The sequence below is a fragment of the Albidovulum sediminicola genome, assembly GCF_025751575.1.
GTDB lineage: Bacteria > Pseudomonadota > Alphaproteobacteria > Rhodobacterales > Rhodobacteraceae > Albidovulum > Albidovulum sediminicola.
Genome location: NZ_JAOWLA010000006.1, coordinates 79,749 through 106,591 on the forward strand (window position 1 = coordinate 79,749; position 26,843 = coordinate 106,591).

The 26,843-nt window shown below is 66.9% G+C and carries 24 protein-coding genes and 1 tRNA gene; 9 read left to right on the forward strand and 16 right to left on the reverse strand.

All coding sequences use genetic code 11. The features are described 5' to 3' along the window. Nucleotides 1–13 precede the first annotated feature (13 nt). Nucleotides 14–1,309, reverse strand: coding sequence for a citrate synthase (gltA, locus tag OE647_RS07940; protein WP_263721183.1), 1,296 nt, complete (start codon nucleotides 1,307–1,309; stop codon nucleotides 14–16). A 78-nt stretch (nucleotides 1,310–1,387) separates the two neighbouring features. Then, on the reverse strand, nucleotides 1,388–2,788 hold the full coding sequence (gltX, locus tag OE647_RS07945; protein WP_263721184.1) for a glutamate--tRNA ligase: 1,401 nt from the start codon (nucleotides 2,786–2,788) through the stop codon (nucleotides 1,388–1,390). 78 nt (nucleotides 2,789–2,866) lie between these two features. Between gltX and OE647_RS07950 the strand changes: the two genes are divergently transcribed. Continuing rightward, on the forward strand, nucleotides 2,867–4,948 hold the full coding sequence (locus OE647_RS07950) for a ComEC/Rec2 family competence protein (RefSeq protein WP_263721185.1): 2,082 nt from the start codon (nucleotides 2,867–2,869) through the stop codon (nucleotides 4,946–4,948). Between the two features lie 20 nt (nucleotides 4,949–4,968). Here the strand turns inward: OE647_RS07950 and lexA are convergent, their stop codons facing one another. The 7 genes from lexA to OE647_RS07985 form a co-directional block, all read right to left on the reverse strand. Then, the gene (gene lexA / locus OE647_RS07955) at nucleotides 4,969–5,655 is read right to left on the reverse strand and encodes a transcriptional repressor LexA (RefSeq protein WP_263721186.1); all 687 of its coding nucleotides are present in this window, start codon (nucleotides 5,653–5,655) and stop codon (nucleotides 4,969–4,971) included. 88 nt (nucleotides 5,656–5,743) lie between these two features. Further along, complete coding sequence (locus tag OE647_RS07960; protein ID WP_263721187.1) at nucleotides 5,744–6,928, reverse strand: molybdopterin molybdotransferase MoeA; 1,185 nt, start codon at nucleotides 6,926–6,928, stop codon at nucleotides 5,744–5,746. Next, entirely contained in the window at nucleotides 6,925–7,401 is a 477-nt protein-coding gene (gene moaC, locus OE647_RS07965; protein ID WP_263721188.1) for a cyclic pyranopterin monophosphate synthase MoaC, read from the reverse strand. Before moaC ends, OE647_RS07960 begins: the two co-directional genes overlap by 4 nt. A gap of 1 nt (nucleotide 7,402) precedes the next feature. Further along, complete coding sequence (gene trpC, locus OE647_RS07970) at nucleotides 7,403–8,200, reverse strand: indole-3-glycerol phosphate synthase TrpC (protein WP_263721189.1); 798 nt, start codon at nucleotides 8,198–8,200, stop codon at nucleotides 7,403–7,405. A 106-nt stretch (nucleotides 8,201–8,306) separates the two neighbouring features. Next, nucleotides 8,307–8,948, reverse strand: a complete 642-nt coding sequence (locus tag OE647_RS07975; RefSeq protein WP_263721190.1) for a uracil-DNA glycosylase — start codon at nucleotides 8,946–8,948, stop codon at nucleotides 8,307–8,309. Then, nucleotides 8,945–9,958: an anthranilate phosphoribosyltransferase gene (gene trpD, locus OE647_RS07980; protein WP_263721192.1), complete on the reverse strand. Its 1,014-nt coding sequence runs from the start codon at nucleotides 9,956–9,958 to the stop codon at nucleotides 8,945–8,947. The genes OE647_RS07975 and trpD overlap by 4 nt, the downstream gene beginning before the upstream one ends. Then, the gene (locus OE647_RS07985) at nucleotides 9,955–10,548 is read right to left on the reverse strand and encodes an anthranilate synthase component II (protein ID WP_263721324.1); all 594 of its coding nucleotides are present in this window, start codon (nucleotides 10,546–10,548) and stop codon (nucleotides 9,955–9,957) included. The genes trpD and OE647_RS07985 overlap by 4 nt, the downstream gene beginning before the upstream one ends. Nucleotides 10,549–10,708: 160 nt before the next feature. On the opposite strand from OE647_RS07985, the gene OE647_RS07990 reads away from it, so the two are divergent. Further along, complete coding sequence (locus OE647_RS07990; protein ID WP_263721193.1) at nucleotides 10,709–12,268, forward strand: divergent polysaccharide deacetylase family protein; 1,560 nt, start codon at nucleotides 10,709–10,711, stop codon at nucleotides 12,266–12,268. Nucleotides 12,269–12,367: 99 nt separating this feature from the next. Here OE647_RS07990 and trpE read toward each other — a convergent pair whose 3' ends face one another. The 6 genes from trpE to fabI all read right to left on the reverse strand — a co-directional run bounded on the left by trpE (nucleotide 12,368) and on the right by fabI (nucleotide 18,901). Further along, nucleotides 12,368–13,879 (reverse strand): anthranilate synthase component I, encoded by a 1,512-nt coding sequence (trpE, locus tag OE647_RS07995; RefSeq protein WP_263721194.1) that lies wholly within the window; start codon nucleotides 13,877–13,879, stop codon nucleotides 12,368–12,370. A 10-nt stretch (nucleotides 13,880–13,889) separates the two neighbouring features. Continuing rightward, entirely contained in the window at nucleotides 13,890–15,737 is a 1,848-nt protein-coding gene (locus OE647_RS08000) for a peptidylprolyl isomerase (RefSeq protein ID WP_263721195.1), read from the reverse strand. Between the two features lie 72 nt (nucleotides 15,738–15,809). Next, nucleotides 15,810–16,988, reverse strand: a complete 1,179-nt coding sequence (locus tag OE647_RS08005; protein WP_263721196.1) for an aminotransferase — start codon at nucleotides 16,986–16,988, stop codon at nucleotides 15,810–15,812. Between the two features lie 70 nt (nucleotides 16,989–17,058). Then, nucleotides 17,059–17,553 carry a DUF2127 domain-containing protein gene (locus tag OE647_RS08010; RefSeq protein WP_263721197.1) on the reverse strand — a complete coding sequence of 165 codons (495 nt, stop codon included), beginning with the start codon at nucleotides 17,551–17,553 and terminating at the stop codon, nucleotides 17,059–17,061. A 15-nt stretch (nucleotides 17,554–17,568) separates the two neighbouring features. Continuing rightward, complete coding sequence (gene gpt, locus OE647_RS08015) at nucleotides 17,569–18,075, reverse strand: xanthine phosphoribosyltransferase (protein ID WP_263721198.1); 507 nt, start codon at nucleotides 18,073–18,075, stop codon at nucleotides 17,569–17,571. Between the two features lie 4 nt (nucleotides 18,076–18,079). After that, nucleotides 18,080–18,901 carry an enoyl-ACP reductase FabI gene (gene fabI / locus OE647_RS08020; RefSeq protein WP_263721199.1) on the reverse strand — a complete coding sequence of 274 codons (822 nt, stop codon included), beginning with the start codon at nucleotides 18,899–18,901 and terminating at the stop codon, nucleotides 18,080–18,082. 158 nt (nucleotides 18,902–19,059) lie between these two features. On the opposite strand from fabI, the gene pdxH reads away from it, so the two are divergent. The 7 genes from pdxH to OE647_RS08055 all read left to right on the forward strand — a co-directional run bounded on the left by pdxH (nucleotide 19,060) and on the right by OE647_RS08055 (nucleotide 26,136). Then, nucleotides 19,060–19,665 carry a pyridoxamine 5'-phosphate oxidase gene (pdxH, locus tag OE647_RS08025; RefSeq protein WP_263721200.1) on the forward strand — a complete coding sequence of 202 codons (606 nt, stop codon included), beginning with the start codon at nucleotides 19,060–19,062 and terminating at the stop codon, nucleotides 19,663–19,665. Nucleotides 19,666–19,799: 134 nt separating this feature from the next. Then, nucleotides 19,800–20,333 carry a cold-shock protein gene (locus OE647_RS08030; protein WP_263721201.1) on the forward strand — a complete coding sequence of 178 codons (534 nt, stop codon included), beginning with the start codon at nucleotides 19,800–19,802 and terminating at the stop codon, nucleotides 20,331–20,333. Further along, nucleotides 20,330–20,803, forward strand: coding sequence for a DUF192 domain-containing protein (locus OE647_RS08035; protein ID WP_412174935.1), 474 nt, complete (start codon nucleotides 20,330–20,332; stop codon nucleotides 20,801–20,803). The genes OE647_RS08030 and OE647_RS08035 overlap by 4 nt, the downstream gene beginning before the upstream one ends. Before the next feature lie 43 nt (nucleotides 20,804–20,846). After that, a tRNA-Pro gene (locus OE647_RS08040) sits at nucleotides 20,847–20,923 on the forward strand. 521 nt (nucleotides 20,924–21,444) lie between these two features. Further along, on the forward strand, nucleotides 21,445–25,125 hold the full coding sequence (locus OE647_RS08045; RefSeq protein ID WP_263721202.1) for a vitamin B12-dependent ribonucleotide reductase: 3,681 nt from the start codon (nucleotides 21,445–21,447) through the stop codon (nucleotides 25,123–25,125). Nucleotides 25,126–25,478: 353 nt separating this feature from the next. Further along, nucleotides 25,479–25,706, forward strand: coding sequence for an EF-hand domain-containing protein (locus OE647_RS08050; RefSeq protein ID WP_263721203.1), 228 nt, complete (start codon nucleotides 25,479–25,481; stop codon nucleotides 25,704–25,706). Between the two features lie 196 nt (nucleotides 25,707–25,902). Continuing rightward, nucleotides 25,903–26,136 (forward strand): EF-hand domain-containing protein, encoded by a 234-nt coding sequence (locus OE647_RS08055; RefSeq protein WP_263721204.1) that lies wholly within the window; start codon nucleotides 25,903–25,905, stop codon nucleotides 26,134–26,136. Between the two features lie 120 nt (nucleotides 26,137–26,256). On the opposite strand, the gene ilvN is transcribed toward OE647_RS08055, so the two are convergent. Continuing rightward, nucleotides 26,257–26,817 (reverse strand): acetolactate synthase small subunit, encoded by a 561-nt coding sequence (gene ilvN / locus OE647_RS08060; RefSeq protein WP_263721205.1) that lies wholly within the window; start codon nucleotides 26,815–26,817, stop codon nucleotides 26,257–26,259. Between the last annotated feature and the right edge of the window lie 26 nt (nucleotides 26,818–26,843).

A 26,843-nucleotide genomic window follows, 5' to 3' on the forward strand; every position in this document is an offset into this window, starting at 1 on the left:
ATTGCTGGGGCGCTCAGCGCGCCTCGACCTCCGGGTAGTCGCGGCGGGTCGGCCCGACATAAAGCTGGCGCGGGCGGCCGATTTTCTGCTGCGGATCGGCGATCATCTCTTTCCACTGCGAGATCCAGCCGACGGTGCGCGACAGCGCGAAGATCGGCGTGAACATCGAGGTGGGGAAGCCCATCGCCTCCAGGATGATGCCCGAATAGAAGTCAACGTTCGGATAGAGCTTCTTCTCGACGAAGTAGGGATCCTCGAGCGCGATGCGCTCCAGTTCCTTGGCAACCTGGAGCAGCGGGTTGTTATGGACGCCCAGAAGGTCCAGCACCTCATCCGCCGATTCCTTCATGACCTTCGCACGCGGGTCGAAGTTCTTGTAGACGCGGTGCCCGAAGCCCATCAGCCGGAACGGGTCCGACTTGTCCTTGGCGCGGCGGATGGCCTCGGGGATGTTCTCGACCGAGCCGATCTCGCGCAGCATCTCCAGGCAGGCCTGGTTGGCGCCGCCGTGGGCGGGGCCCCAAAGGCAGGCGATACCGGCAGCGATGCAGGCAAAGGGGTTCGCCCCCGAAGAGCCCGCAAGACGCACGGTGGAGGTGGAGGCGTTCTGTTCGTGATCCGCATGCAGCATCATGATGCGGTCCATCGCGCGCTCAAGCTCGGGACGGACAACATAGTCCTCACAGGGGACGTTGAAGCACATGTGGAGGAAATTACCCGCGTAGGAGAGCGAGTTCTTCGGGTAAACGAAGGGCTGGCCGATCGAATACTTGTAGGCCCAGGCCGCGATGGTCGGCAGCTTGGCGATCATCCGGATCGCGGCAACCTCGCGTTGCCAGGGGTCGGCGATGTCAAGGCTGTCGTGATAGAAGGACGACAGCGCTCCGACCACGCCGACCATGGTCGCCATCGGGTGGGCGTCGCGGCGGAACCCGCGGAAGAAGTACTGGATCTGCTCGTGCAGCATCGTGTGCCGGGTCACGCGCCCCTCGAAGTCGACCATCTGGGCGGCGTTCGGCAGCTCTCCGTAAAGCAGCAGGTAGCAAACTTCGAGGAAGTGCGATTTTTCGGCCAGCTGTTCGATCGGGTAGCCGCGGTAGAGCAGCTCCCCCAGATCGCCGTCGATATAGGTGATCGAGCTGTCGCAGGCCGCGGTCGAGGTGAAGCCGGGGTCGTAGGTGAACACGCCGGCCTGGCCGTAGAGTTTTCGGATGTCGATCACGTCCGGGCCGGCGGTCGGCGTCAGCACGGGCAAGTCAAAGCTGTTGCCTTCGATGCTGATGGTTGCGGTCTTCTTCGTCTCGGCCATTTGCGTCCCTCTCCTCATGGTTCACCGGTTCAGGACCGGCGAACGTGACCCTGTTGGCCGTTCCTCCCGATGCGGGGATCAGGCCGTCGCGTCCTTCAGGCGGGCAATAACTTCTTCCCGCCCGAGAACGAGCATCATGTCGAAGACGCTGGGCGTGACCGTCCGCCCGGCCAGAGCGGCGCGCAGCGGGCCTGCGATCTTTCCAAGACCCAGGCCATGCGCGGCTGCAACGGCGGCAACAACGGCCTCCAGCTCATCTCTCGACCAGCTAGCATTTTGCAGCTGCGGCGTCAATTCATGCAGTATACCATGGGATACCGTATCAAGCGCCGCCGCTGCCTTCTCCTCCATCTCAAGGGGGCGGGAGGTCAGGGCAAAATGCGCTTTATCAATGAGTTCCGGGAATGTCTTCGATCGTTCCCGCAAGCAGTAAAGCGCGCGCGAAAGGCCATTTTTCTGCACCTGCGAAAGCGCGGGCTGGCCCGAGGCCTCCAGAAATGCCTCAATTTCAGGCAAAAGCTTCTCATCGGGCGTGGCCGCAATGTGCTGGCCGCACAGGTTTTCGAGTTTCTTGAAGTCGAGCCGCGCCGGCGCCCGCCCGATTCCCGACAGGTCGAACCACTCCTGCGCCTGTTCGTCGGTGAAGAATTCCGCGTCGCCATGGGCCCAGCCCAGCCGCGCGAGGTAGTTGCGCATCCCGGCCGCCGGGTAGCCCATGGCCTGGTATTCCTCCAGTCCCACCGCCCCGTGGCGCTTCGACAGCTTCTTGCCGTCGGGGCCGTGGATCAGCGGAATATGGGCCCAGACCGGCACGGTCCAACCCATTGCGTCGTAGACCATTTGCTGGCGCGCGGCGTTGTTCAGGTGGTCGTCCCCCCGGATCACATGGGTGATCCCCATGTCGTGGTCGTCCACCACCACGGCCAGCATGTAAGTCGGCGTGCCGTCGGAGCGCAGGACGATCATGTCGTCCAGATTCTCGTTCCTGACCGTTACGATTCCCTGAACCTCGTCGCGGATCACGGTTTCCCCGTCGCGCGGCGCCTTCATACGGATTGCAAAGGGTGCGTCGGGGTGCGTGGCGGGGTCCGCGTCACGCCAGGGGCTCTGGAACACCGCGTAGGAGGCGCCCTTCGCCTCCTGCTCGGCGCGGAACGCCGCAATCTCGTCCGCCGTGGCGAAGCACTTGTAAGCGGTCCCGCGCGCAAGCATCTCATGGGCGACCTCGGCATGGCGGGCGCGCCGTTCGAACTGGCTGACCACGTCGCCGTCCCAGTCGAGACCCAGCCATTTCAGGCCCCGCAGGATCGCCTCGGTGGCTTGCGGGGTGGAGCGCTCGCGGTCGGTATCCTCAATGCGAAGCAGGAAGCGGCCGCCGCGCCCGCGGGCGAAAAGCCAGTTGAACAGCGCGGTGCGCGCGCCGCCGATGTGCAGATAGCCCGTAGGCGAGGGGGCGAAACGGGTCACGATCTGGGTCATGGGCGCGTTAACCTTTCGGAAACCAAACGAGTTCAGGCTGACCCGCGTTCATTAGGCAAACCCCGGCGGGGAAACAAGGTGCGATGGTGGCAGGGGGGCGGGGCAGCAGCCCTGCTGGAGGAACTCGCGGCGGCGCGTGGCAGGTTTCTGCTCTGGGCGCCGGTGCTGTTCTCCTTGGGTATCGGCGCCTACTTCGCGCTGCCGGTCGAGCCCGGCGGCGCTGCGGCGATGGCCATCGGGGCGGTTCTGTCGGGGGCGTTCCTCTTGCGGCTGCGCGGGCCGGAACGCTGGCACGTCCCCGCGCTGGTGCTTCTGCTGGTGCTGGCGGGGCTGCTGGCGGCCATGGCGCACGCGCATCTTGTCGCCGCCCCGGTCCTGGCGGAGCGCTATTACGGCCCCGTCACGGGACGGATCGTCGGCATCGACCGGTCCTTTTCGGACCAGCTGCGCCTGACCCTCGATGCGGTAACATTGCAGGTCGTCGCGCCGTCCCGGACGCCGGAGCGGGTGCGCATTGCGCTTCACGGCGCGGAAAACATCCTGCCTGAGCCCGGTCAGCGCGTGCGCCTTACCGCGCATCTGTCGCCGCCCGACGGCCCGGTGGAGCCGGGCGGATTCGACTTCCAGCGCGTTGCCTGGTTCTCGGGGCTGGGGGCCGTCGGCTACACGCGTGATCCGGTCGAGGTCTTGACCGAGGCCGCGCCGGGCCCCGACATCTGGGCCTTCCGCGCCCGCATGACGCTCTCGCGCGCGATGCAGGGACGGATGGAGGGGCAGGCGGGCGCCTTCGCCGCGGCGCTGATGACCGGCGACCGCTCAGGCGTCACGCGGGAGACGACCGAGGCCCTGCGCGCCTCGAACCTGTCGCACCTGATCTCGATCTCCGGGCTTCACATGGGGTTGCTGACGGGCTTTGTCTTTGCGCTTTGCCGCTACGGCCTGGCGCTTGTGCCGCCGCTCGCGCTCCGGCTGAACACGAAGAAGGTCGCTGCGGTGGTGGCGCTGCTGGCGGCGGCCTTCTACCTTTTCCTGGCCGGTCCCAACGTGGCCACGCGCCGCGCCTTCGTGATGGCGGCCGTGATGCTGTGCGCGGTGCTGGTGGACCGCCGGGCGATCTCTTTGCGGTCGGTGGCGATCGCGGCGCTGCTCGTCCTGACGCTGGCCCCCGAAAGCCTGGTGGAGCCCGGGTTTCAGATGTCCTTCGGGGCCACTGTCGCGCTGATCGTCGCCTTCGAGCACTGGGGGGGCGTCGCGGCCCGCTTACCGGCGGTGCTTCGGCCGGTCGCGGGGCTCTGCCTGTCCTCGCTTTCCGCCGGGCTCGCGACCGCGCCGATTGCGGGGGCGCATTTTAACCGGATCGCGGAATATGGCTTCGCGGCCAACCTCGCCGCCGTACCGCTGATGGGGCTTGCGGTCATGCCCGCGGGCGTGCTGGCCGCGCTCCTCGCGCCGCTGGGGCTTGCGGCCCCGGCGCTCTGGGTGATGGAGGCGGGTTGTCGCGCGATTCTGGCGGTGGCGGGATGGATCACGGCGCTCGACGGTGCGGTCATCCCGGTGCCGGCGCCCGCGAGCGCGGTTCTACCGTTGATGAGCCTCGGCGCGCTGATCCTTGCCCTGACTCGGCGGCGAGGGCTTCAACTCGCGGGGGCGGCGGCCGTCGTGGCGGGCATCGCGCTCTGGTCCTCTGCCGACCGGCCGGCTCTGTTGGTTGCCGCTGAGGGCAAGCTGGTCGGGGTGATGACCGAAGGCGGCCGGGCGCTCTCCAAGCCCTTGGGCGCGGGCTTTGTCGCGTCGAGTTGGCTTGAAGATGATGGCGACGGCGCGGATCAGGAAACCGCCTTCGGGCGCGGCGCGTTCACTGGTCCGCGCGGCCAGGTCGCCGCGGGCTTTGGGCCGCGAAGACTTTGGCACCTGACCGGAAAGACCGGCATGCGCCGGGCGGGGGAGCTTTGCCGCTCGGACACGATCGTGGTGCTGGACGGGTATTGGCACGGCGGACGACCGGACTGCCTGCTCTTCGACGCGCAGTCGTTGGCGCGCAGCGGTGCTCTGGCGATTTCAATGGAAGGCGGGGACCTCAGAATTACCGCCGCGCGCGACATTTCGGGTAGACGCCTCTGGAACGACAGGGTCCTGCGCGCCTGGCGCTTGGGTAACTGAGCCTTCCCGAGGGGCGACCGTCAGTAGCAGCGGATCAGCCCGACCAGCCGGCCCTGCACCTTCACCATTGCGGCAGGCAGCACGCGGGTTTCATAGGCGGCATTCGCGGCCTCAAGCAGGATCATCGCGCCCTGTCTGCGAAACCGTTTCAGCGTGGCCTCATGCCCATCGACCAGCGCGACCACGATGTCGCCGTTGTCCGCCGTCGTCTGTTCGCGGATCACGACGATGTCGCCGTCGTTGATCCCCGCGTCGATCATCGAATCGCCGCGCACCTCAAGCGCGTAATGCGCCCCCTTTCCGGACAACATCGATCCGGGCACGGCGACATGGTGCGACACTTCCGAGATCGCCTCGATCGGGACGCCGGCGGCAATCCGGCCCATCACCGGAAGTTCTAGGGCGTGAACGGCCTCGACCGGCATGGCGCCGGGCGGCGGATCTCGCCGGTCGCCCTCGATCACGCGGGGCTGGAAGGTCTGCTTCTCCATCGCTTCGGGCAGTTTCACGATCTCGAGGGCGCGGGCGCGATGGGCGAGGCGGCGGATGAAACCCCGTTCCTCCAGCGCCGTGATCAGGCGGTGGATGCCGGACTTGGAGCGCAGGTCCAGCGCGTCCTTCATTTCGTCGAAAGAGGGCGGAACGCCGTCGCGCGCCATGCGCTTCTGGATGAAATTCAAAAGTTCCAGTTGCTTGCGTGTCAGCATAGCGGCAGCTTCCCTTCTTTTGTCGGGTCATCTGTTCGCAAATGTTCTACGCGCGTTCCCGGTTTGTGTCAACCGGCGCGGGACTGCGTCAGATGGGAAGGTAGCTGACCAGTTCACCCGCCTCGCGCGCCTTGTCCCCGACGGGGCGGATCAGCAACGCATTCGACATGCCCAGAACCGACAGCAAGGCACTGTCTTGCCGCGGCAGCGCGTGGATCACCGGCACCCCGTCCTGCGTCTTGACGGTGGCGCGCATGTAGTGGGCGCGCGGCCCGTTCTCCTCGACCGGGGCCGACAGCGTCGCCTGAATCGGTGTTGCAGCCGGATCGGGCAGGTCCAGCATCGCGCGGATTGCGGGAAGCATGAAGATGTGGCCGCAAACAATTGAAGAAACAGGATTTCCAGGAAGGCCAAGAACGGCGGAACGGCCGAGCGTCCCGGCCATCAGCGGCTTTCCCGGCCGCATCGCAACCTTCCAGAACGCCTGCGCCATGCCGAGGTCGGCCAATACCTTGCCCACGAGGTCATGATCGCCGACCGAGGCGCCACCGATGGTCACGATCAGATCCGCATCCTCGGCCAGCGCCAGCGTGAAACGGAGCGAGGCCTCCGTGTCACGCGCGATCGGTAGCACCCGGGCCTCGGCGCCCTCGGCCTCCGCCATCGCCGCCAGGGCCAGGCCGTTCGACGCCACGATCTGGTCGGGGCCGGGCGCTTCGCCCGGCATCACGAGCTCGTCTCCGGTTGACAGGAAGGCGACGACGGGGCGGCGGCGGACGGAAACCTCCGGCACGTTCATCGCGGCGAACAGGGCGATCTCCTTCGCTCCGATCCGCCGTGGTGCCGAAATCAGGTCGCCCTCGGCGAAGTCCTGGCCGGCCGCGCGGATGTTCCGCCCCTCTTCCAGGCGGGTGCCCAAGGTGATGTCTTCGCCTGCGCGGGTCACGTCCTCCTGCAGAATGACGCGTTCAGCCCCCGCCGGCACCGGCGCGCCGGTGAAGATCCGAACCGCCTGGCCTTCTGAGACGGTGCCGCCAAAGCCGCGCCCGGCGGCGGCCTCTCCGATCACCGTTAGCACCCGGCCAGCGACATGATCGGCCTCGCGGATTGCATAGCCGTCCATGGCGGAGGCGGCGAAGGGCGGCTGCGTCAGGCGCGCCGCCACCGGCTCGGCCAAGACGCGGCCCGCGGCTTGTCGCAACGGCACGCTTTCAACCCCGGTCGGCGCCACAAGCGCCAGGACCCGCGCCAGCGCCTCCTCGACCGGGATCACGCCCCGGCCTCATATCGGCCGGACTTCCCGCCGTCCTTAAGAACGACCCGCAAGCCTTCTATACGCATGGATTTTTCTGCTGCCTTGAGCATGTCGTAGACGGTCAGCGCTGCGACCGAGGCCGCAGTCAGCGCCTCCATCTCAACCCCCGTCTGGCCGGTCGTCTTGACCGTCGCCTCGATCCGCACCCCAGGCAAAGCCGGGTCGGGCCGCAGGTCCACCGAGACTTTCGTGATCGGCAACGGATGGCAGAGCGGGATCAGGTCGGCGGTCCGCTTCGCGGCCATGATGCCCGCCAGCCGCGCCACGCCCAGAACATCGCCCTTCTTCGCGGTACCGGTGGTCACCAGCGCCAGGGTTTCGGGCAGCATCTCGACCCGTGCCTCGGCCACCGCGATCCGGTCCGTCACGTCCTTGTCCGAGACATCGACCATATGGGCGTTGCCCTCGGTGTCGAAATGCGTCAGCGCCATCTCAGACCCCCAGCGGATCGGCCAGGATCGCCCGCGTCGCGGCCGTAACATCTGCCTGCCGCATCAGGCTTTCCCCGATCAGGAAACTGCGCGCGCCCACCTCGGCCATCGCGGCGAGGTCTGCGGGCGTGAACAGACCGCTTTCGCAGACCAGCATCCGTCCCTCGGGCAGCATCGGTGCCAGCCGCCGCGTGGTGTCGAGCGTCACCTCAAAGGTCTTGAGATTGCGGTTGTTGACGCCGATCATCGGCGATTTCAGCGCCAGCGCGCGCTCCATCTCGGCCTCGTCATGCACCTCGATCAGGGCGTCCATTCCCCAGTGGCGGGCGGCGTCCTCAAGCTCGGCGGCCAGCGTGTCGCTGACCGAGGCCATGATGATCAGGATACAGTCCGCGCCCCAGGCACGCGCTTCGGCCACCTGGTAGGTGTCATAGAGGAAATCCTTGCGCAGTGCGGGCAGGGCGCAGGCTGCCCGCGCGGCTGTCAGGAACTCCGGTGCGCCCTGGAACGAGGGCGCGTCTGTCAGCACCGAAAGGCAGGTCGCCCCCCCAGCCTCGTAGGCGCGCGCCAGCATCGGCGGATCGAAGTCGGCCCGGATCAACCCCTTGGAGGGCGAGGCTTTCTTGATCTCGGCGATCAGCCCGTAACCGGCCCGCTCCGCCCGCTCCAGCGCCGCGTGAAAGCCGCGCAACGCTCCGGCTGCGCGCGCTGCTGCCTCGACCTCCGCCAGGGGGCGCGCGGCCTTCGCCGCGGCGATTTCCTCAAGCTTGTAGGCCTTGATCTTGTCGAGAATATCCATGCCTTCTCTTACCCCTCCGCTTGCGGGGCGAAAAGCCCCTTGCGTTCTTCATTGCCGAAATACCCCACGGGGGTGCGGGGGTGTGAAACCCCCGCGGCCGGCCGCTTCAGCCCGCCCAGACGATCGGCGCCTCGCCCCGAGCCTCCAGCCAGGCGTTGACCCGGCTGAACGGGCGCGATCCGAAAAAGCCGCGATAAGCCGACAGGGGCGAAGGGTGGGCGGTTTCGATCCTCAGGTGGTCCGGGTTGCTCAGGTACCGTGCCGCGAGCTTTTGCGCCGGCCCACCCCAGAGCAGAAAGGCGCGCGGCGTGGCGTCCAGTGCGCCCAGAACCTCCCCCACGAGACGGTCCCAGCCGAGCCTGTCGTGACCCTTGGGCCGTGCTTCCGGCACGCTCAGCGCGGTGTTGAGCAAAAGCACCCCCTGCGCGGCCCAGTCGTTAAGTTGCGTGCGCGCTCTCGCAACGCCAAGATCGGCCTGCAACTCCTTGAAAATATTTCCAAGGCTATCCAGGCGGCCGGGAAACCCATCCGGGATGGAAAAGGCCAGCCCGTCGGCCTTTCCGGGGGTGTGATAGGGGTCCTGGCCCAGGATCACCACGCGCACGGCATCGGGCGCCGCAGCCTCAAGCGCGGCGAAGAGGCGCTCTCGCGGGGGATAGACGGGCGCCGTCTCTGCCGCCAGCGCGGTCGCGATCCGCGGCCAGTCCCGGCTGAAGAAGGGCAGATGCACCCAGGCCTCGGGGATCATGCGGCCGCGGTGACGCGCGCCAGCGCTTCGATCTTGCCCTTGGCGGCACCGGAATCGATGGCCTCAGCCGCCTTTGCGGCGCCGTCCTTCAGGTCCGAAGCCGCCCCAGCGACGACCAGCGCCGCGCTCGCGTTCAGAAGCACTGCGTCGCGATAGGCGCCACCGGCACCGTCCAGCAACGCGCGGAAGGCGGCTGCGTTGTCCTCGGGCGTGCCGCCCATGATCGCCTCGAAGGGATGGACGGGCAGGCCCGCATCCTCCGGGTGCAGTTCGAACTCCCGCACGGCGCCATCCTCCAGCGCCGCGACCCAACTGACACCGGCGATCGACAGTTCGTCCGTGCCATCGCCGCCGTGGACAAGCCAGGCCCGGTCGGAGCCGAGGGCGGCCAGCGTCTCGGCCATGGGCCGGATCCACTGGCGCGAAAACGCGCCGGTCAGCTGCCGCTTGACCCCGGCGGGGTTTGTCAGCGGCCCCAGAAGGTTGAAGACCGTGCGTGTGCCAAGCTCCGCCCGGGTCGGCATGACGTGACGGATCGCCGGGTGGTGCATGGGCGCCATCATGAAGGCGATGCCGACCTCTTCCAAAGCCTTTTCAACGACCTCCGGACCGACCATCACGTTGATGCCCATCTGCGTGAGCGCATCCGCCGCGCCGGATTTCGACGACAGGTTGCGGTTGCCATGCTTGGCCACCGGCACGCCCGCACCCGCGACCACGAAGGCCGTGGCGGTGGAGATGTTGAGTGTCCCCTTGCCGTCGCCCCCGGTGCCCACGATGTCGATCGCGCCCTCGGGTGCGCGGACCTTGTTGCACTTGGCCCGCATGACACGGGCGGCGGCGGCGATCTCCTCGACCGTTTCGCCGCGCGTCCTGAGCGCCATCAGCAGACCGCCCATCTGGCTGGGGGTCGCCGCGCCTTCGAAAAGCGCCTCGAACGCGGCCTCGGCCTCGTCACGGGTCAGGGGCCGGTCGGCGGCCAGACCGATCAGGGGACGGATATCGCTCATGCCGGCACCTTCAGATCCACGCCCGCGCCTTCGAGGAAGGTCTGCAGCATCCGGTGCCCGTGTTCGGAGGCGATGGATTCGGGGTGGAACTGCACCCCCTCGATCGGCAATTCGCGGTGGCGCAGGCCCATGATCGTCCCGTCTGCGAGCCAGGCCGTAATCTCCAGGCAGTCGGGCAGGGTCTCGCGTTCGACCACCAGCGAGTGGTAGCGGGTCGCGAGGAAGGGGGAGGGCAGGCCCGCGAACACACCCTTGCCCGCATGGTGCATGGTGCCCATCTTGCCGTGCACGATCTCATGGCAGCGCACCACACGTCCGCCGAATGCTTGGCCGATCGTCTGATGGCCCAGGCACACCCCCAGAAGCGGCGTGCGCGTTTCGGCCGCCGCATGGGTCAGCGCAAGGCAGATCCCGGCTTGATCGGGGTCGCAGGGGCCGGGCGAAAGCACGATCGCCTGCGGGCGCAGCGCCATGGCCTCTTGCACGTTCAGCGCATCGTTGCGTCGAACCACGACATCGGCGCCCAGTTCGCCAAAATAATGGACGAGGTTGTATGTAAAACTGTCGTAATTGTCGATCAGCAGCAACATGGTGTGGGCCTCGGTGGGATCGGCGGCAATCGGGGGGTGAACCCCCATTCAGGTCGGGCTATACATGGTCAGAGCCGCGCGCCGGGGTCAAGGGCGAAGCGGATTGGGCGGAATTCAGCCGGAGGCAAAATTGGGCAAAAGTATACTGTCGGGTCTTTTGATGGGGACCATTCTGGGCGGCGCAACTGCGGCGATCCTGTCGCTGCAGGCGGCCCCTCCAGGTCAGCAGCTTGAAGCGGTGCGCGCGGCGGGAGAGGCCGCCCGCGGTGCGGCACCCGCCCCGGCCCCCGCGGCGATGCCGGAGCCCGAGGCCAAGGCCGAGGTCCAGCCCGAGGTCGAGCCCGCCCCCTCGGAGGCCGCGGGCGAGGAGCCCCAGTCGATCCCGGACACCCCCATCGTCGAGGTGCCCGCCGGTTCCGAGTTCGAGAAGGCCAAGCCCGAGGAAGCCGCGGAGGTCCCCACACCGGACGAGGCCGCGCCTGTGCAGGAGGCACCGGCCGTTTCGCAGCCCGCCGGCGAAGGCGCGCCGCAGCTGGCCGAGGTCAACACCGCCGGCCAGCCCGAAAGCCAGACGGAGGCGCCTGCCGCCCCCGAGGCGCCGGAACTGACCGAAGAAGCGACCGCCTCGGCTGCGCCCGAACAGGCGGAGAGCGCCCCGGTTGAGGCCGGGTCGATCGAGCCCGCCGAGCAGCCTGTCGCGGCGGATGCAGGCAATGCGATGCCCCAGATCCCGCAAAGCGTCGATGCCGCCGTCGATGCAGCCACCGATCCGGCGGTCGATCCCGCCCCGGCCGAGCCCGCGCCGACAGAGGAGGCCGCGGCCGAGCCAGCGTCGGCGGAGGAAGCTCCCGCCAGTGAGCCCGAACCTAGCACGGAGCCCGAGGCCAGCGCCGAAGCGGCGGTCACCGCCATGCCAGGCCAGCGCGCCGGGACCTTGCCGACGATCAGCGACGTCGCGCCTGAGCTTGCGGCCCCCCCTGCGGACACGGAGCCCGCTTCGGACGATGCGGCTCTGGAGGACGAGGGCCTGCCTGCGCTTATGCGCTATGCGGCCCCCTTCGACCTGACCGGCGTTGGCCCGACCGTGTCAATCGTGCTTCTCGACCCGGGCGAGGGCCGCGACGGCGTGGACGCGGCCGAGATCGAGGCGCTGCCTTTCCCCGCGACCATCGGCTTCGATCCCAACAGTTCCGAGTCGCGTGACCGGGCGCGCAAGTTCCGTGCCGCGGGCTTCGAACTTGTCGCGGTCGTCGGCAACGGCCTGCAGCGCGGCATGACCGCCAAGGATGTCGAGGTGGCGGTCGAGGCGCTGTTGACCCCGCTTCCGGAGACCGTCGCCGTGGTTCCGGCGCCCGACGCCCTGTTCCAGATCGACCGGGAGGTGGTCAAACACCTGGCCTTCGCGCTCAAGGACGACGGGCGCGGGCTGATCACCTATGCGCGGGGCCTCAATGTCGCAGGTCAGGCCGCCGGGCAGGCGGGCGTCCCGCACGCGAGCGTCGACCGCGTCGTCGATGAATACAAGGAGGACGCCGATTCCGTGCGCAGACTTCTGGATCGGGCCGCCTTCGACGCAGGGCAGAAGGGGCAGGCGGTAATCGTGGCACACGCCTATCCCGAAACGATGCAGGCGCTTCGCGAATGGTTCGCCTCGGGCCCCAAGGGGGTCACGCTGGCCCCGGTTTCCGCCCGCATGATCGCGGAGATGTCCGGGCAGTAGCGGAAAAGGTTAGGGCGCGGGGCGCAAGCGCCGCGCGGGCCTAGCGGCGATCGGCCGCGAACGGGTGGCGGCACCGCACAGCCCGTTCGGGCGGTGCCGTCAGCCGTTGGTCCGCCGAATGAACAGACCCGCATCCTCGGCCGCCTTCTTCAGGGCCTTGGACTTGTTGACGGTTTCCTGGAACTCCGCCTCGGGGTCGCTGTCGTAGACGACCCCGCCGCCGGCCTGAATGTAGAGCTTTTCGTCCTTCACCACGGCCGTCCGCAGTGCGATGCACATGTCCATTTCGCCGTTCGCGGCGAAATACCCCACGCCGCCGCCGTAGACGCCGCGCTTTTCGGGTTCCAGTTCGTCGATGATTTCCATCGCGCGAACCTTCGGCGCGCCGGAGACCGTCCCCGCTGGAAGGCCCGCGAGAAGCGCCGAAAGCGCGTCCTCGTCCTCCCGGATCTCGCCCACCACGTTCGAGACGATGTGCATGACGTGGCTGTAGCGCTCGATGATGAACTTCTCGGTCGGATGCACGGTGCCGATCCTGGCCACGCGGCCCACGTCATTGCGGCCCAGGTCCAGCAGCATCAGATGCTCGGCCAGTTCCTTCTTGTCGGCCAGAAGGTCGGCCTCCAGCGCCTTGTCCTCCTCGACCGTGGCGCCGCGCGGACGGGTGCCGGCGATCGGACGGACGGTCACCTCGCCGTCGCGCAGCCGCACGAGGATCTCGGGGCTGGCGCCGACGATCTGGAAGGTGCCGAAGTTGAAGAAGGTCAGGAACGGCGAGGGGTTGGTGCGGCGCAGGGAGCGGTATAGCGCGAAGGGTGGCAGCTTGAAATCCGCCGTCCAGCGCTGCGAGGGCACGACCTGGAAGATGTCGCCCGCGCGGATGTATTCCTTGGCCTTCTCGACGGCGGCGCGGTACCCCTCGGGGGTAAAGTTCGACTTCATCTCGCCCAGATGCGCGGCGTCACCCAGGCTGCGCGTCTCGCCCGAGGGCGCGCGTTCGAGGTCGCGGACCGCGTCCATCACGCGCTCGGCCGCCTGCGCATAAGCCGCCCGCGCCGAAAGGCCGGAGGAGACCCAGGCGGGCGAACAGACCGTCACCTCGCCCTTCACCCCGTCCAGCACCGCGACGATGGTGGGGCGCATCAGCGTGGCGTCGGGCACCCCGATGGGGTCGGGCTTGACGTTCGGCAGATGCTCCACCAGCCGGATCATGTCATAGCCTAGGTAGCCGAAGAGCCCGGCGGCGATGGCAGGCAGGCCCTCCGGCATCTCGATCCGGCTTTCCGCGATCAGCGCGCGCAGCGTGTCGAGCGGATGACCCTCCAGCGGTTCGAAGGCTTCGGCGTCGAAGCGCGCCTGGCGGTTGATGCGGCTTTGCGTGCCACGGCAATCCCAGATCACGTCCGGCTTCAGGCCCACGACCGAATAGCGGCCCCGGACCTCTCCGCCCGTCACGCTTTCCAGCATGAAGCTCATCCGGCCCGCGTCGGCGAGCTTCAGCATCAGCGACACCGGCGTGTCGAGGTCGGCGGCGAGCCGGGTGAACACCAACTGGTTCCGGCCCGCGTTCCAGCCGGCCTCGAACTCCGCGAAAGAGGGGATAAGCGCCACGGGTCCGGTCCTACTGCATCTGCGCGTGCACGGCGTTGATCGCGGCCTGATCAACGGTGACGCCTTTTTCGTTCTCAAGCGCGGTGGTGAACATGTCCAGCATGTCCCCCGCGATGGATTGCGCGATCCGGGGCTTCAGGCTGTCGGCGAGGGCCGCAGCCTCGGCCGGGTCGGCGGCGTGCACCGCGTCGACCTGGACCACGAAGACGCGGGCGGCGGCGTCGATCACGCCGGACTTGCCGTCCTCCAGCGCGAAGGCGCGCTCGGCGATGCTGGCGGGCAGGTCGGCCAGGTGGCCGGAACGCGCGAAGCCGTCATAGCGCGTCGTCACCAGCCCCAGCGTCGCAAGCGTGCCGCCATTGTCGAGCGCCGCCTGAACCTCCGCCGCCTTGGCCAGAAGGCGGCTGTGCGTCTCGGCCCGCGTCCAGTCCGCGACAGCGGCCGCGCGCACTTCATCGAGCGGACGCACGGCGGGCGGGTCGATCCCGTCGAGGCGCAGCGCGAAAAGGCCGCCATCCTCCAGTTCGACAAGCTGAGGGAAATCATCGGCGGTGGCCTGTTTGGCCGCGTCGCGGAAGGCGGCATAGGCGGCGATGCCCTCGCTCGTCTCAGCGCTGAAGTCGATCTGGCCAAGCTGCATCTTCTGCTCTTCGGCCACCTGTTCCAGCGTGGATCCGCCGGCGAGCACATCGGCGATCCCTTCGCTGCGGTCGAGGATGAGGCGCCGCGCACGGTCGATGGTCAGATCGGGCAGGAGCGTGTCGCGCGCCTCCTCGAAGGTGGTTTCCTGCGCGGCCAGAACGCCGTTCATCGCGTAAAGCGCGGGCCCGAGGGTCGAGGGGAGGGGGCCGACGACGCCCGGCTCCGCCATGGCGAAGATCGCCTCGCCCGCATCGCCAAGCTCTTCCTTCGACATTTCGCCCAGGTCGATGTCGGCGAGCGCCAGGCCGCGTTCGCTGGTGATCTGCTCAAAGCTCGCCTCGCCCGCGTCGTAGCGCGCCTTGGCGGCCCTGGCCTCGTCCTCGTTGGCGAAAACCAGCCGTTCGACCAGCCGCTTTTCGGGGATGACGAACTCATCGATCCGCGCGTCATAGGCGGCTCTCAGCGTGGCATCGTCGATCTCGATCTCGGACTGGACCATCTCTGGCGAGAGCCAGACATAGGTGATGTGGCGCGTCTCGGGGCGGGTGTAATCCTCGGGGTGGGCCTCGTAATAGGCGCTCAGCGCCTCTTCCGTGGGCGCCTCGACCGGGGCGTCGAGGTCTGCGGCGATCAGCTCCGCCAGCGTGAAGTCGCGGGTTTCGTTGGCCCAGCCCGCGACCGAGGTCACGAAGGTTTCGGGCGCCGCAGCGGCGCCGACGACGGCGCGCTGCAAGAGCCCGCGGGCCGCGTCCGCGCGCAGCCGCACTTCGAACTCAGCCTCGGTCAATCCTTCCTGGCGCAGCGTCAGTTTGTACGCGTCCCGGTCGAAGCTGCCGTCGAGCCCCTTGAAGGCCTGGATGTCGGTCACCTGGCGGCGCACTTCCTCGTCGCCGACCGAAAGGCCGCGGTCCGCGGCCTCGCCATCGAGCGCCGTTGCGGCAAAGATCTGCGCCTGCACGCGTCCGGAGATGCCGAACTGCTGCGCCTGGGCGAAGGTCAGGGGGGTGCCGAGCTGGGCCGACATCGCACGAACTTCCTGGTTTAGCGCGCGGGCATAGTCGCGCAGGTCCACCTCGCGCCCGCCGACCGAACCGATGGCGCCGATCGAGGCGCCGAAGTTGGTGACCCCGTAACCGCCAAGGCCCGCCACCATCAGCGCCATCAGCACCCAGATGACGGTATTCTTGCCCTTCTTGTTGCGCAGCTTCTGGGACATCTCGCAGGCTCCGGTCAGAGGATTTGCACGGTGTTTAGGGCAGCGGCCCGCAAGGGGCAAGGGACCGCCGGTTCAGGAACGCCAGGAGGTCAGCCTTCGCGCAAGGTTCGCGATGCCGTCGCGATCGACATTGGCGAAGGCAATGCGCATCTGGCGCGCCGCGCGGGGGTCGTCCTCGGGCATGAACATGGTGCCGGGAAGCATCAGTACGCCGGCCTCCCGCACCAGCCGCTTCGCAAGCTCGGGCGAGGGGATGCCGCTCGTCTGTTCGACATAGGCGAAATAGGCCCCACAGCCGAGGATGCGCCAGCCCGGCAAGTCGGCAAAGGCCCCGTTCATCGCCGCGCGCCGCGCCAGGATCTCATCCCGCTCGCCCGCGACCCATTGGGAAAGGTTGCGCATACCCCAAAGCGCGCCGATCTGACCCAACTGGCTGGGGCAGATGGCGACGCAGTCCTGGAACTTCTCCACCTCAGCAAGCTGCGCGCGGTCGGCGACAATGGCGCCGACCCGGTGCCCCGTCAGCCGGTAGGCCTTGGAGAAGGAGTAGAGCTGAACCAGAGTGCCGCGCCAGTCGGGATCGGCGAACAGGTCGTGGGGCGCGCCGCTGCGGGCGTCGAAGTCCCGGTAGGTCTCATCGACGATCAGCGCGATCCCATGGGTGCGCGCAAGCTCGAAGAAGGCGCGCAGCGTCTCGGCCGGGTATTCCACACCACCGGGGTTGTTCGGTGAAACCAGGACGATCGCGCGGGTGCGCGGCGTGATCAGGCGCAGGGCAGCCTCGGCCTGCGGGATCAGATCCTCGCCCGTCGGCAGGGGAACGGCCTTCATCCCTTGCATGTCCAGCCACATCTTGTGATTGAAATACCAAGGGGTTGGAAGGATGACCTCATCCCCCGCGCCGGCCAGGGTGGCAAGGATCGCGCAGAAAGCCTGGTTGCAGCCCTGGGTGATCGCGACTTCCTCGGGTGCGATGGTGCCGCCATAGGCCGCCGACCACTGGGACGCGACCTCTGTCCGCAGGTCGGGCAGGCCCAGGACCGGGCCGTAAAGATGGGCGGCGGGGTCATTCAAGGCGGCCTCGGCCAATGCCCGGCGGAGCCCTTCGGGCGGGGGTTCGACCGGGGCGGCCTGGCTCACGTTCAGGAGCGGGCGACCGGGTGGGAAGCTGACCCCTTCGAGCCAGCGGCGCGCTTCCATGACCGGGGGGGCAAAGGTCGCGGCCATCGCGGGGTTCAGGGGCAGGGTCACCGGTGCGGCTCCTTTTCGGTTTGCCCTGTTGTTGCCGATGTGGCGGCGCCAGGCAACGGGGCGGGTGCGCTTATCCGGGCACGCTGTGCCTCAGCGCGCGCCATTCGCGCCAGATGAGGGCGATCATGACGGCATCGAACGCCGAGAGCGCCAGAAGCGGCAGCGACCCGGAGGCCGTCCATTGCTGCAACTGGTAGAGGATGAAACCCGCCAGAACCGCCATCGATGCGGGATAGGCCCAGCTGACCCGCGCGGCCAGCAGCAAGACCATCAACAGTTTTAAAAGCCCGTGGCTGAGCAGGTAGAGCGCGTAGAAATGCTGAAGCCCGATCGAGAAGCTGTGCGCCAGCCTTTCTACCCACTGCGCCATCGCGTCGCCGGGGTCCTCGGCCAGTTCGTTGCGGGTCATCCAGGCAACGAAGCCCTGAATCACCGTGTTGGGGGTCAGAAGCAGGCCGAGGCCCGAGGCGGCCTCGGCCGTGGCCAGAAGGCCCTTGACGACAAGCGAGGCCTCGAAAAGCCGATGAAGCCAGCGCGCGACCCGGTCAGCGTGTTGGCGGATCATCGCGGGCCCAATCCGTCAGTCGCGCCCGCGATAGGGCTCGACATATTGCAGCGCCATGTCCCAGGGGAAGAAGATCCAGGTGTCCTGGCTGACCTCGGTGATATAGGTATCGACCATGCCGCGCCCCTCCGGCTTGGCGTAGACGGTGGCGAAATGCGCCTTGGGGTAAAGGTTGCGCACCAGTTCCAGCGTCTTGCCGGTATCGACAAGGTCATCGACGACCAGCACGCCCTCGCCCTGGTCGCCCATGATGTCGGCCTGCGGGGCCTTGATCACGCGGGGCTGGGTCTGGGCTTGATGGTTGTAGGACTTGACCGAGATCGTATCGACGACGCGGATGTCCAACTCCCGGCTGACGATCATCGCGGGGGCCATGCCGCCCCGGGTGATCGCCACGACCGCGCGCCAGGCGCCGTCGTCCGGCCCCTTGCCGTCCAGCCGCCAGGCCAGCGCGCGCGCGTCCCGGTGGATCTGGTCCCAGGAGACATGAAAGCCCTTCTCGTGCGGCAGACGGTCGGTCATCTGATCACTCCTTGCGGCCGGTCACGACATCGATGTCGGGGGCGTCGACCGCCTTCATCCCGACAAGGTGGTAGCCCGCGTCAACATGGTGAACCTCGCCCGTCACGCCCGAGCCGAGGTCCGACAGCAGGTAAAGCGCGGATTTGCCGACCTCGTCCTGGCTGACGTTGCGGCGCAGGGGCGAGTTCAGCTCGTTCCACTTCAGGATGTAGCGGAAATCACCGATGCCGCTGGCGGCGAGCGTCTTGATCGGGCCGGCCGAAATCGCGTTGCAGCGGATGCCGACCTTGCCCAGGTCTTCTGCAATATATCGCACAGAAGCCTCAAGCGCGGCCTTGGCCACGCCCATGACGTTGTAATGCGGCATCACGCGCTCCGCCCCGTAATAGGTGAGCGTCAGCAGGCTGCCGCCATCGGGCATCAGCGCCGCCGCGCGTTGGCACACCGCGGTGAAGGAGTAGACCGAGATGTCCATGGTCATGCGGAAGTTCGCGGGGCTGGTGTCCACATAGCGCCCGCGCAGTTCGTTCTTGTCCGAAAAGCCGATCGCGTGAACGACGAAATCGAGCTTGCCCCAGGTCTTCTCGATCCAGCCAAAAAGCGCGTCGAGCGAGGCTTCGTCCGACACGTCGCACTCCATGACCGCGTTGGAGCCCAACTCCGCCGCGAGCGGCTCCACGCGCTTCTTCAGCGCCTCGCCCTGATAGGAAAAGGCAAGCTCCGCCCCCTGATCCGCAACGGCCTTGGCGATGCCCCATGCAATGGATTTGTCATTCGCCAGGCCCATGATCAGGCCGCGTTTGCCAGCCATCAGCTTCGTCGTCATGTCCGTCCCCCGAGGCCCTGTTCCGAGAGGTATTCCATTAGGACATGTCAGGGAATCCCGCAAGGGTAACGGCAAGGGTTGAATGCGCCGCCGCGAACGGTAAATTCGCCGGGCTCAAGTAATGAACGGCGCCCGTGCGCCCCGAAGAGGACTGGCCGATGAGCGACAGAGGCGGAATTTTCGCGGGCGACGACCCGTTCGCGATCGCGCGATCCTGGCTTGCGCAGGCCGAGGGGACAGAGGTGAACGACCCCAATGCGATCGCGCTTGCGACCGTCGATGCAGAGGGGCTGCCCAATGTGCGGATGGTCCTTCTGAAGGATATCGAAGCCGACGCCTTCGTCTTCTACACGAACTACGAATCCGCCAAGGCGCAGGAGATCGAGGGCGCCGGCAAGGCGGCTTTCGTGCTACACTGGAAATCGCTGCGCCGGCAGATTCGCGTCCGCGGCGTCGTCAGCCGGGAAGAGGGCCCCCAAGCCGACGAATACTATGCCTCGCGGTCGCTCAAGAGCCGGCTCGGCGCCTGGGCCTCGCAGCAGTCGCGGCCGCTGTCGTCACGCCTCGCGCTGATGGCCGAGGTGGCCAAGGTCACGGCTGAGCACGGGCCCAACCCCAAGCGGCCGCCGTTCTGGGGGGGCTACCGGATCCGTCCGCTTGAGATCGAGTTCTGGGCCGATGGCGCCTTCCGCCTGCACGACCGGTTCAGATGGCAAAGGAGCAATTTGTTGCACGACTGGCACATTCAGCGACTAAACCCTTAGTTGTCGCAATTTGACGGTTTAATGTCCGACAATTTCGTTAACAAGCATGTAGGTTACTTGAAACGTCATTGTCGTCCGTGCGAGTTTTGGTTATCTAGACAGATACCCCCACAAACGAAAGACGGGGCACTCAAATGACACAACAAGAACCCGCATCAAAACGGGTCACAGGCCGGGTCAAGTGGTTCGACCCCGCTAAGGGTTTTGGGTTTATCATCGGGAATGATGACGCAGGCGACATTCTGTTGCACGCGAATGTCTTGAGGAATTTCGGCCAAGGTTCCGTTGCCGATAACGCCCGCATCACGGTGATGGTTCAGGTGACGGGCCGTGGCGCCCAGGCCGTCGAGGTGATCGAGATCCTGCCGCCCGAGGGCGACACAGCCCCCCCGATCGAGGATCTGGGCGACAGCGACATGACCGTGATTCTCGCGTTGCCGCTGGAGCCGGGCCGCGTGAAGTGGTTCGACAAGGGCAAGGGGTTCGGCTTTGCGAATATCTTCGCGCGGCCGGAGGATGTCTTCATCCACATCGAGGTGTTGCGCCGGTCCGGTTTCGCGGACCTCGCGCCGGGCGAGGCGATCGGTCTTCGCGTGATCGAGGGCAAGCGGGGCCGGATGGCCGCGCAGGTGACCTCTTGGGAAGCGGCGCTAAGGACCGGGAAGTGATCCGCGCCGCCCTGCTGATTCTGACAGTAGCGTTCTCTGCATCCGCTGCCTTCGCGGGGTGCTCCGACGACGTTGCTGAGCTGCGCTGGGACGGAGGCAGCGCGCGCTTCCGCGTGGAGATCGCGGACAGCCCGGAGGAACGCGCGCGTGGGCTCATGTATCGCGAAAGCATGTCCTCGGGCGCCGGGATGCTTTTCGTGTTCGACCGCCCGCGCGAGGTGGGCTTCTGGATGAAGAACACGCTGATCCCCCTCGACATGCTCTTCGTCGAGCCGGACGGCCGCGTGGCCAAGGTGCACGAAAACGCTATCCCCCATGACGAGACGCTGATCCCCGGCGGCGCGAACATCGCCTATGTATTGGAGATCAACGGCGGCCTCGCGCGGCGGCTGGGCATTTCGGAAGGGGCCGAACTGCGCCACCCCGCGATGGACCAGGGGCGCGCCCTTTGGCCCTGCGCCGGGCAATAACGGGCCTTTCCAACCCGGCCTCAAGCCGCTAGAGACAAGTCGTCGGGGCGTAGCGCAGCCTGGTAGCGCGACGGTTTTGGGTACCGTAGGTCGGAAGTTCGAATCTTCTCGCCCCGACCATCCAGAGACGCAGCATTCGTGAGGGGGCCGAGGCCAGAAGCCGTCGGCTGTCGTCTTTTTGCCATAGCTGCTTTCGCTGACCGCGCGCGCCCTTCGCCTCGGCTTCTGTGGATAAACTCACGCGCTTGATGAGCTATCGGTGCCAAAGGTCACCATTTCTTTGCCTTTTCGCGCATGCCGGTTTTCCAGGCCCCCTGTGCATGAATCGCCCCGCCTAACGGGCGGTGCGCCACTTGGGCCGGGTCAATGGAAAATAACATCGCCCCGCGCGAAAAATGATGTTGACCCGGAGGGCTTTTACACGCCAATTTGTGCGGGCTGTCGGGGCGCCCACTAGATCTAGTGGCTCCAGCGGGAAAAGCGAAAACGCAGACTGCACAAAGCTGTGGCATCGGCCTGGGGATCAGTCCTTGGGGGCTGGTCGTGTTTTCCCAAACGGCAGCGCAGGCAAGAGCGCTTCGAAGCGTCGCCTGCGGGGGAAGATATCAGGCGGCACACGACCGCAAGCAAACGGGGCAGAGATGAAGATCGAAAGAAAATTCACCACGGCCGGGGCCGGCGCCTATGGCGAGATCGAGTTCACGACGACCGTGTCGGAGATTCGCAACCCGGACGGCAAGGTCGTCTTCCGCAACGACTCCGTCGAGGTGCCGCGCGGCTTCAGCCAGGTGGCCTCGGACGTGCTGGCGCAGAAGTATTTCCGCAAGGCGGGCGTGGCCGCCTGCCTGAAGAAGGTCAAGGAAAAGGGCGTGCCGGAATTCCTGTGGCGCTCTGTCCCGGATGAGGCGGCGCTGGAACGCCTGCCGAAAGAGGCCCGCTTTGGCGGAGAGACCTCGGCCAAGCAGGTCTTCGACCGCCTGGCGGGGGCCTGGGCCTATTGGGGCTGGAAGGGCGGCTACTTCACCACCGAGGCCGACGCCGAAGCCTATTACGACGAGATGCGCTTCATGCTGGCGCGCCAGATGGCGGCGCCGAACTCGCCCCAATGGTTCAACACCGGGCTGCACTGGGCCTATGGGATCGATGGTCCGGGGCAGGGGCATTTCTACGTCGACTACAAGACCGGCAAGCTGGTGAAGTCCGACTCGGCCTACGAGCATCCGCAGCCCCACGCCTGCTTTATCCAGTCCGTCGCCGACGATCTGGTGAACGAGGGCGGCATCATGGACCTCTGGGTCCGGGAGGCGCGGCTGTTCAAATATGGCTCCGGCACCGGCACCAACTTCTCGTCCCTGCGCGGCGAGGGCGAGAAGCTTTCGGGCGGTGGCAAGTCCTCGGGGCTGATGGGCTTCCTCAAGATCGGCGACCGCGCGGCGGGCGCGATCAAGTCGGGCGGCACCACGCGCCGCGCGGCCAAGATGGTGATCTGCGACATGGATCACCCCGATATCGAGCAGTTCGTGAACTGGAAGGTGATCGAGGAACAGAAGGTCGCCTCGCTCGTCGCCGGGTCCAAGTCGCATGAACGCCAGTTGAACGAGATCTTCGCGGCGATCCGCGGCTGGGATGGCTCGACCGAGGACGCGGTCGATCCGGCGAAGAACGCCAGCCTCAAGACCGCCATCCGTGGTGCCAAGAAGGCGATGATCCCGGAAACCTATGTCAAGCGCGTGCTCGACTACGCCAAGCAGGGCTATGACAGCATCGAGTTCCCGACCTACGACACCGACTGGGATTCCGAGGCCTACGCCAGCGTTTCGGGCCAGAACTCCAACAACTCGGTCCGCGTCACCGATGCCTTCCTGAAGGCAGTGCGCGACGATGCCGACTGGGAACTGATCCGCCGCACCGACGGCAAGGTCGCCAAGACCGTCAAGGCGCGCGAGCTTTGGGCGCAGGTGGGCCACGCTGCCTGGGCCTGCGCCGATCCCGGCATCCAGTTCCACGACACCGTGAACGCCTGGCACACCTGCCCGGCGGACGGGGATATCCGCGGCTCGAACCCCTGTTCGGAATACATGTTCCTGGACGACACGGCCTGCAACCTGGCCTCGATGAACTTGCTGACCTTCTACAAGGGCGGCAAGTTCGACGCCGACGCCTATGTCCACGCCACCCGGCTCTGGACCGTGACGCTGGAAATCTCGGTGCTGATGGCGCAGTTCCCCAGCCGCGAGATCGCGCAGCGGTCCTATGACTACCGCACGTTGGGCCTCGGCTACGCCAACATCGGCGGGCTCCTCATGAACATGGGGCTTGGCTATGACAGCGACGCGGGCCGCGCGCTTTGCGGCGCGCTGAGCGCGATCATGACCGGCGTCTGCTATGCCACCTCGGCGGAGATGGCGGGGGAACTCGGGGCCTTCCCGGCCTATCCGCAGAACCGCGACGCGATGCTGCGCGTCATCCGCAACCACCGCAACGCCGCCCACGGCCGGACCGAGGGCTACGAGGCGCTGGCGGTCAAGCCGGTCGCGCTCGACCTCGCCAACGTGCCCGATCAGGATCTGGTCGGCCTGGCCAGGTCCGCCTGGGACGAGGCGCTGGAGCTGGGTGAAAAGCACGGCTACCGCAACGCCCAGACCAGCGTCGTCGCCCCCACCGGCACCATCGGCCTGGTCATGGACTGCGACACCACCGGGATCGAGCCGGACTTCGCGCTGGTGAAGTTCAAGAAGCTTGCTGGTGGCGGTTACTTCAAGATCATCAACCGCTCGGTTCCCGCCGCGCTCGAAACGCTCGGTTACGGCTCCGCACAGATCGAGGAGATCGTGGCCTATGCCGTCGGTCACGCAAGCCTCGGCAACTGCCCGGCGATCAACCACACCGCGCTGATCGGCCACGGCTTCGGCCAGGCCGAGCTTGCAAAGATCGAAGCCGCGCTGCCGACCGCGTTCGACATCCGCTTCGTCTTCAACCAGTGGACGCTGGGGGCAGAATTCTGCACCGGCACGCTCGGCATCCCGGCCGAAAAGCTGAACGATCCGACCTTCGACCTGCTGCGTCACCTGGGATACACCCGCGCGCAGATCGAGGCCGCGAACGATCACGTCTGCGGGACGATGACCCTGGAAGGCGCGCCGCATCTGAAGACCGACCACTACCACGTCTTCGACTGCGCCAACGCCTGCGGCAAGAAGGGCAAGCGGTTCCTCTCCGTCAACAGCCACATCACCATGATGGCGGCGGCGCAGTCGTTCATCTCCGGCGCGATCTCCAAGACGATCAACATGCCGAACTCGGCCACGATCGAGGACGTGCTGGCGGCCTATGAGCTGAGCTGGAGCCTGGGCCTGAAGGCCAACGCGATCTACCGCGACGGGTCCAAGCTGTCGCAGCCGCTTGCCTCGGCTCTGGTCGAGGATGACGAGGAGGCCGAGGAAATCCTGGCCACCGGCTCGGCGCAGGAAAAGGCCGCCGTTCTGGCCGAGAAGATCGTCGAGAAGATCGTGGTGAAGGAGGTTATCCGCCGCCACCGTGAAAAGCTGCCCGAGCGCCGCAAGGGCTACACCCAGAAAGCGATCGTCGGCGGGCACAAGGTCTACCTGCGCACCGGCGAATACAAGGACGGCGCACTGGGCGAGATCTTCATCGACATGCACAAGGAAGGCGCGGGCTTCCGGGCGATGATGAACAACTTCGCCATCGCGGTCTCCGTCGGCCTGCAATACGGCGTGCCGCTGGAGGAGTTCGTGGACGCCTTCACCTTCACCAAGTTCGAACCGGCGGGGATGGTGCAGGGCAACGACTCGATCAAGAACGCGACCTCGATCCTGGACTATATCTTCCGGGAACTGGCGGTCAGCTACCTTGATCGCACGGATCTGGCCCATGTGAAGCCGCAGGGCGCGGCCTTCGACGACCTTGGCGGCGGTGCCGACGAGGGCAAGGCGAACGTGTCCGAGGTGAGCGAGACGGCGGCCTCGAAGTCGCTCGAAATGCTCAAGCAGGTTGCCTCGCCCGGCTATCTGCGCAAGCGCCTGCCGCAGGAGCTGGTCGTGTTCCAGGGCGGCGTCGGCGCGACGGCGCTGGCGGGCGACCCGGTCGCGGCGCTGAACACGCTGGTGCCCGCGACCGCGCAGGCCGCGGTAAGCGGGGCCACGGCGCTCGCCACCGGCACCGTCACGATGGACGCCCGTACCAAGGCCAAGATGCAAGGCTACGAGGGCGATCCCTGCGGCGAATGCGGCAACTACACGCTGGTCCGCAACGGCACCTGCATGAAGTGCAACACCTGCGGCGGAACGAGCGGGTGTAGCTGAGACCTCCAGACCCGGCCCGTCCATGGGGCGGCCGGGTATGGTTCCGGGGCGGGTGCGCTCGCCCCCGACGACGTTCAGGCCGCAGGCGAGAACACCGAGCGGTACAAAGGATGAGCCTGAACGGCGAGACTGGCCCCCGAGATTTCGGGGGCCTTTCTTTTTCGCGGCCGGCGGCGGCCGGGTCTGACACGCGCCGGTGTCGGGCGATCCGGGTCAGATTGGCGCGATTTCGCCCTTGTTATCCACCTGCGCCGCAGCTGTTATTGCCTAACAGCCGCGTCCGGCCCATGTTCTCGATCGAACGGGCACAGTGTCCAGGTGATGCGCGCGCCCGGCCATCATAGGAGATGACGATGAAGCTTTCGCGACTTGCCCTGTCCGGCGTCTTTGCGCTGGCCGCCGTGGCCGCTCATGCCCAGGTAAGCGATACCGACGGCAATGGCACCTTCTCGTTCGAGGAACTGACGGCGGCCTATCCCGACATCGACGATGCGCTCTTTTCCCAGATCGATGTCGATGGCTCGGGCGAGGTCGATGCCGACGAGCTTCAGGCCGCGATCGAGAACGGGCTGATCGCGTAAGCCGAACAGGCCGGAACCCGCGCAAGGCGGGCCGCTGGACGGGCCCCATCGGCAAGGGATTGCCGATGGGCGCGCGCGCCGGGCAGGGGGGCCCATCAAGGCCTCTTGCCGAAACCTCCGGGGCGGCGCAGATAGCGCGTGGTGGCGCTTAAGCCACTGATTCCAGGGCAAATGCCCTTACCCGGAGACAAAGAAGATGAAGAAGTTCGTTCTGGCACTCGGCGCCATGGCTGCGATCGCCTCTGCTGCCCACGCCCAGACGGCCGTCACCGACACCGACGGCAACGGCACCTACTCGATCGAGGAGCTGACCGCTGCTTACCCGGACATGACGCCGGAGCTGTTCGCCGAGATCGACGCGAACGCTGACGGTGCGGTGGACGCCGACGAACTGGCCGCTGCGCAAGAAGCTGGCAAGATCGCGGCCTGATCGGCCCCAGCGATCCGATACGTACGAAAGGGCCCCGGAGCGCAAGCGCCGGGGCCCGATGTTTTTGAGCGGTGTGGCTTTGCGCGGGCGGCCCTGACCGCCCGCAGCACGGGCAGGGGTTCAGGCGCCGCGTGCCAGGGCCGCGACCCCGGTGCGCGCGACGTCGGCCAGGCCCAGCGGGCGCATCAGGTCGGCAAAGGCGTCGATCTTTTCCGGGGTTCCGGTGATCTCGAAGACGAAGCTTTCCAGCGTGCTGTCGACGACGTTGGCGCGGAAGATCTCGGCCAGGCGCAGCGCCTCGATCCGCTTTTCGCCGGTGCCCACCACCTTGAAAAGCGACAGTTCCCGCTCGACCGAGGGCCCCTCGACCGTGAGGTCATGAACCTCATGCACGGGGACCAGGCGGCCAAGCTGCGCCTTGATCTGTTCGATCACGCCCGGCGTCCCGCGGGTGACGACGGTGATCCGCGACCGATGGCCCTTGTGATCGACCTCGGCCACGGTCAGGCTTTCGATGTTGTAGCCCCGGCCCGAGAATAAGCCGATGACCCGCGCCAGCACCCCGGCCTCGTTATCGACCAGGACGGCCAGGGTATGGGTCTCGATCACCTCGGCGTTGGGGTCGCGCAGCTCATAGGCGGAGTGGCTCGTAGAGCCTTTCTTGATCTTCAGCGCCGACATCAGCCCTCATCCTCTCGCAGTGCAGT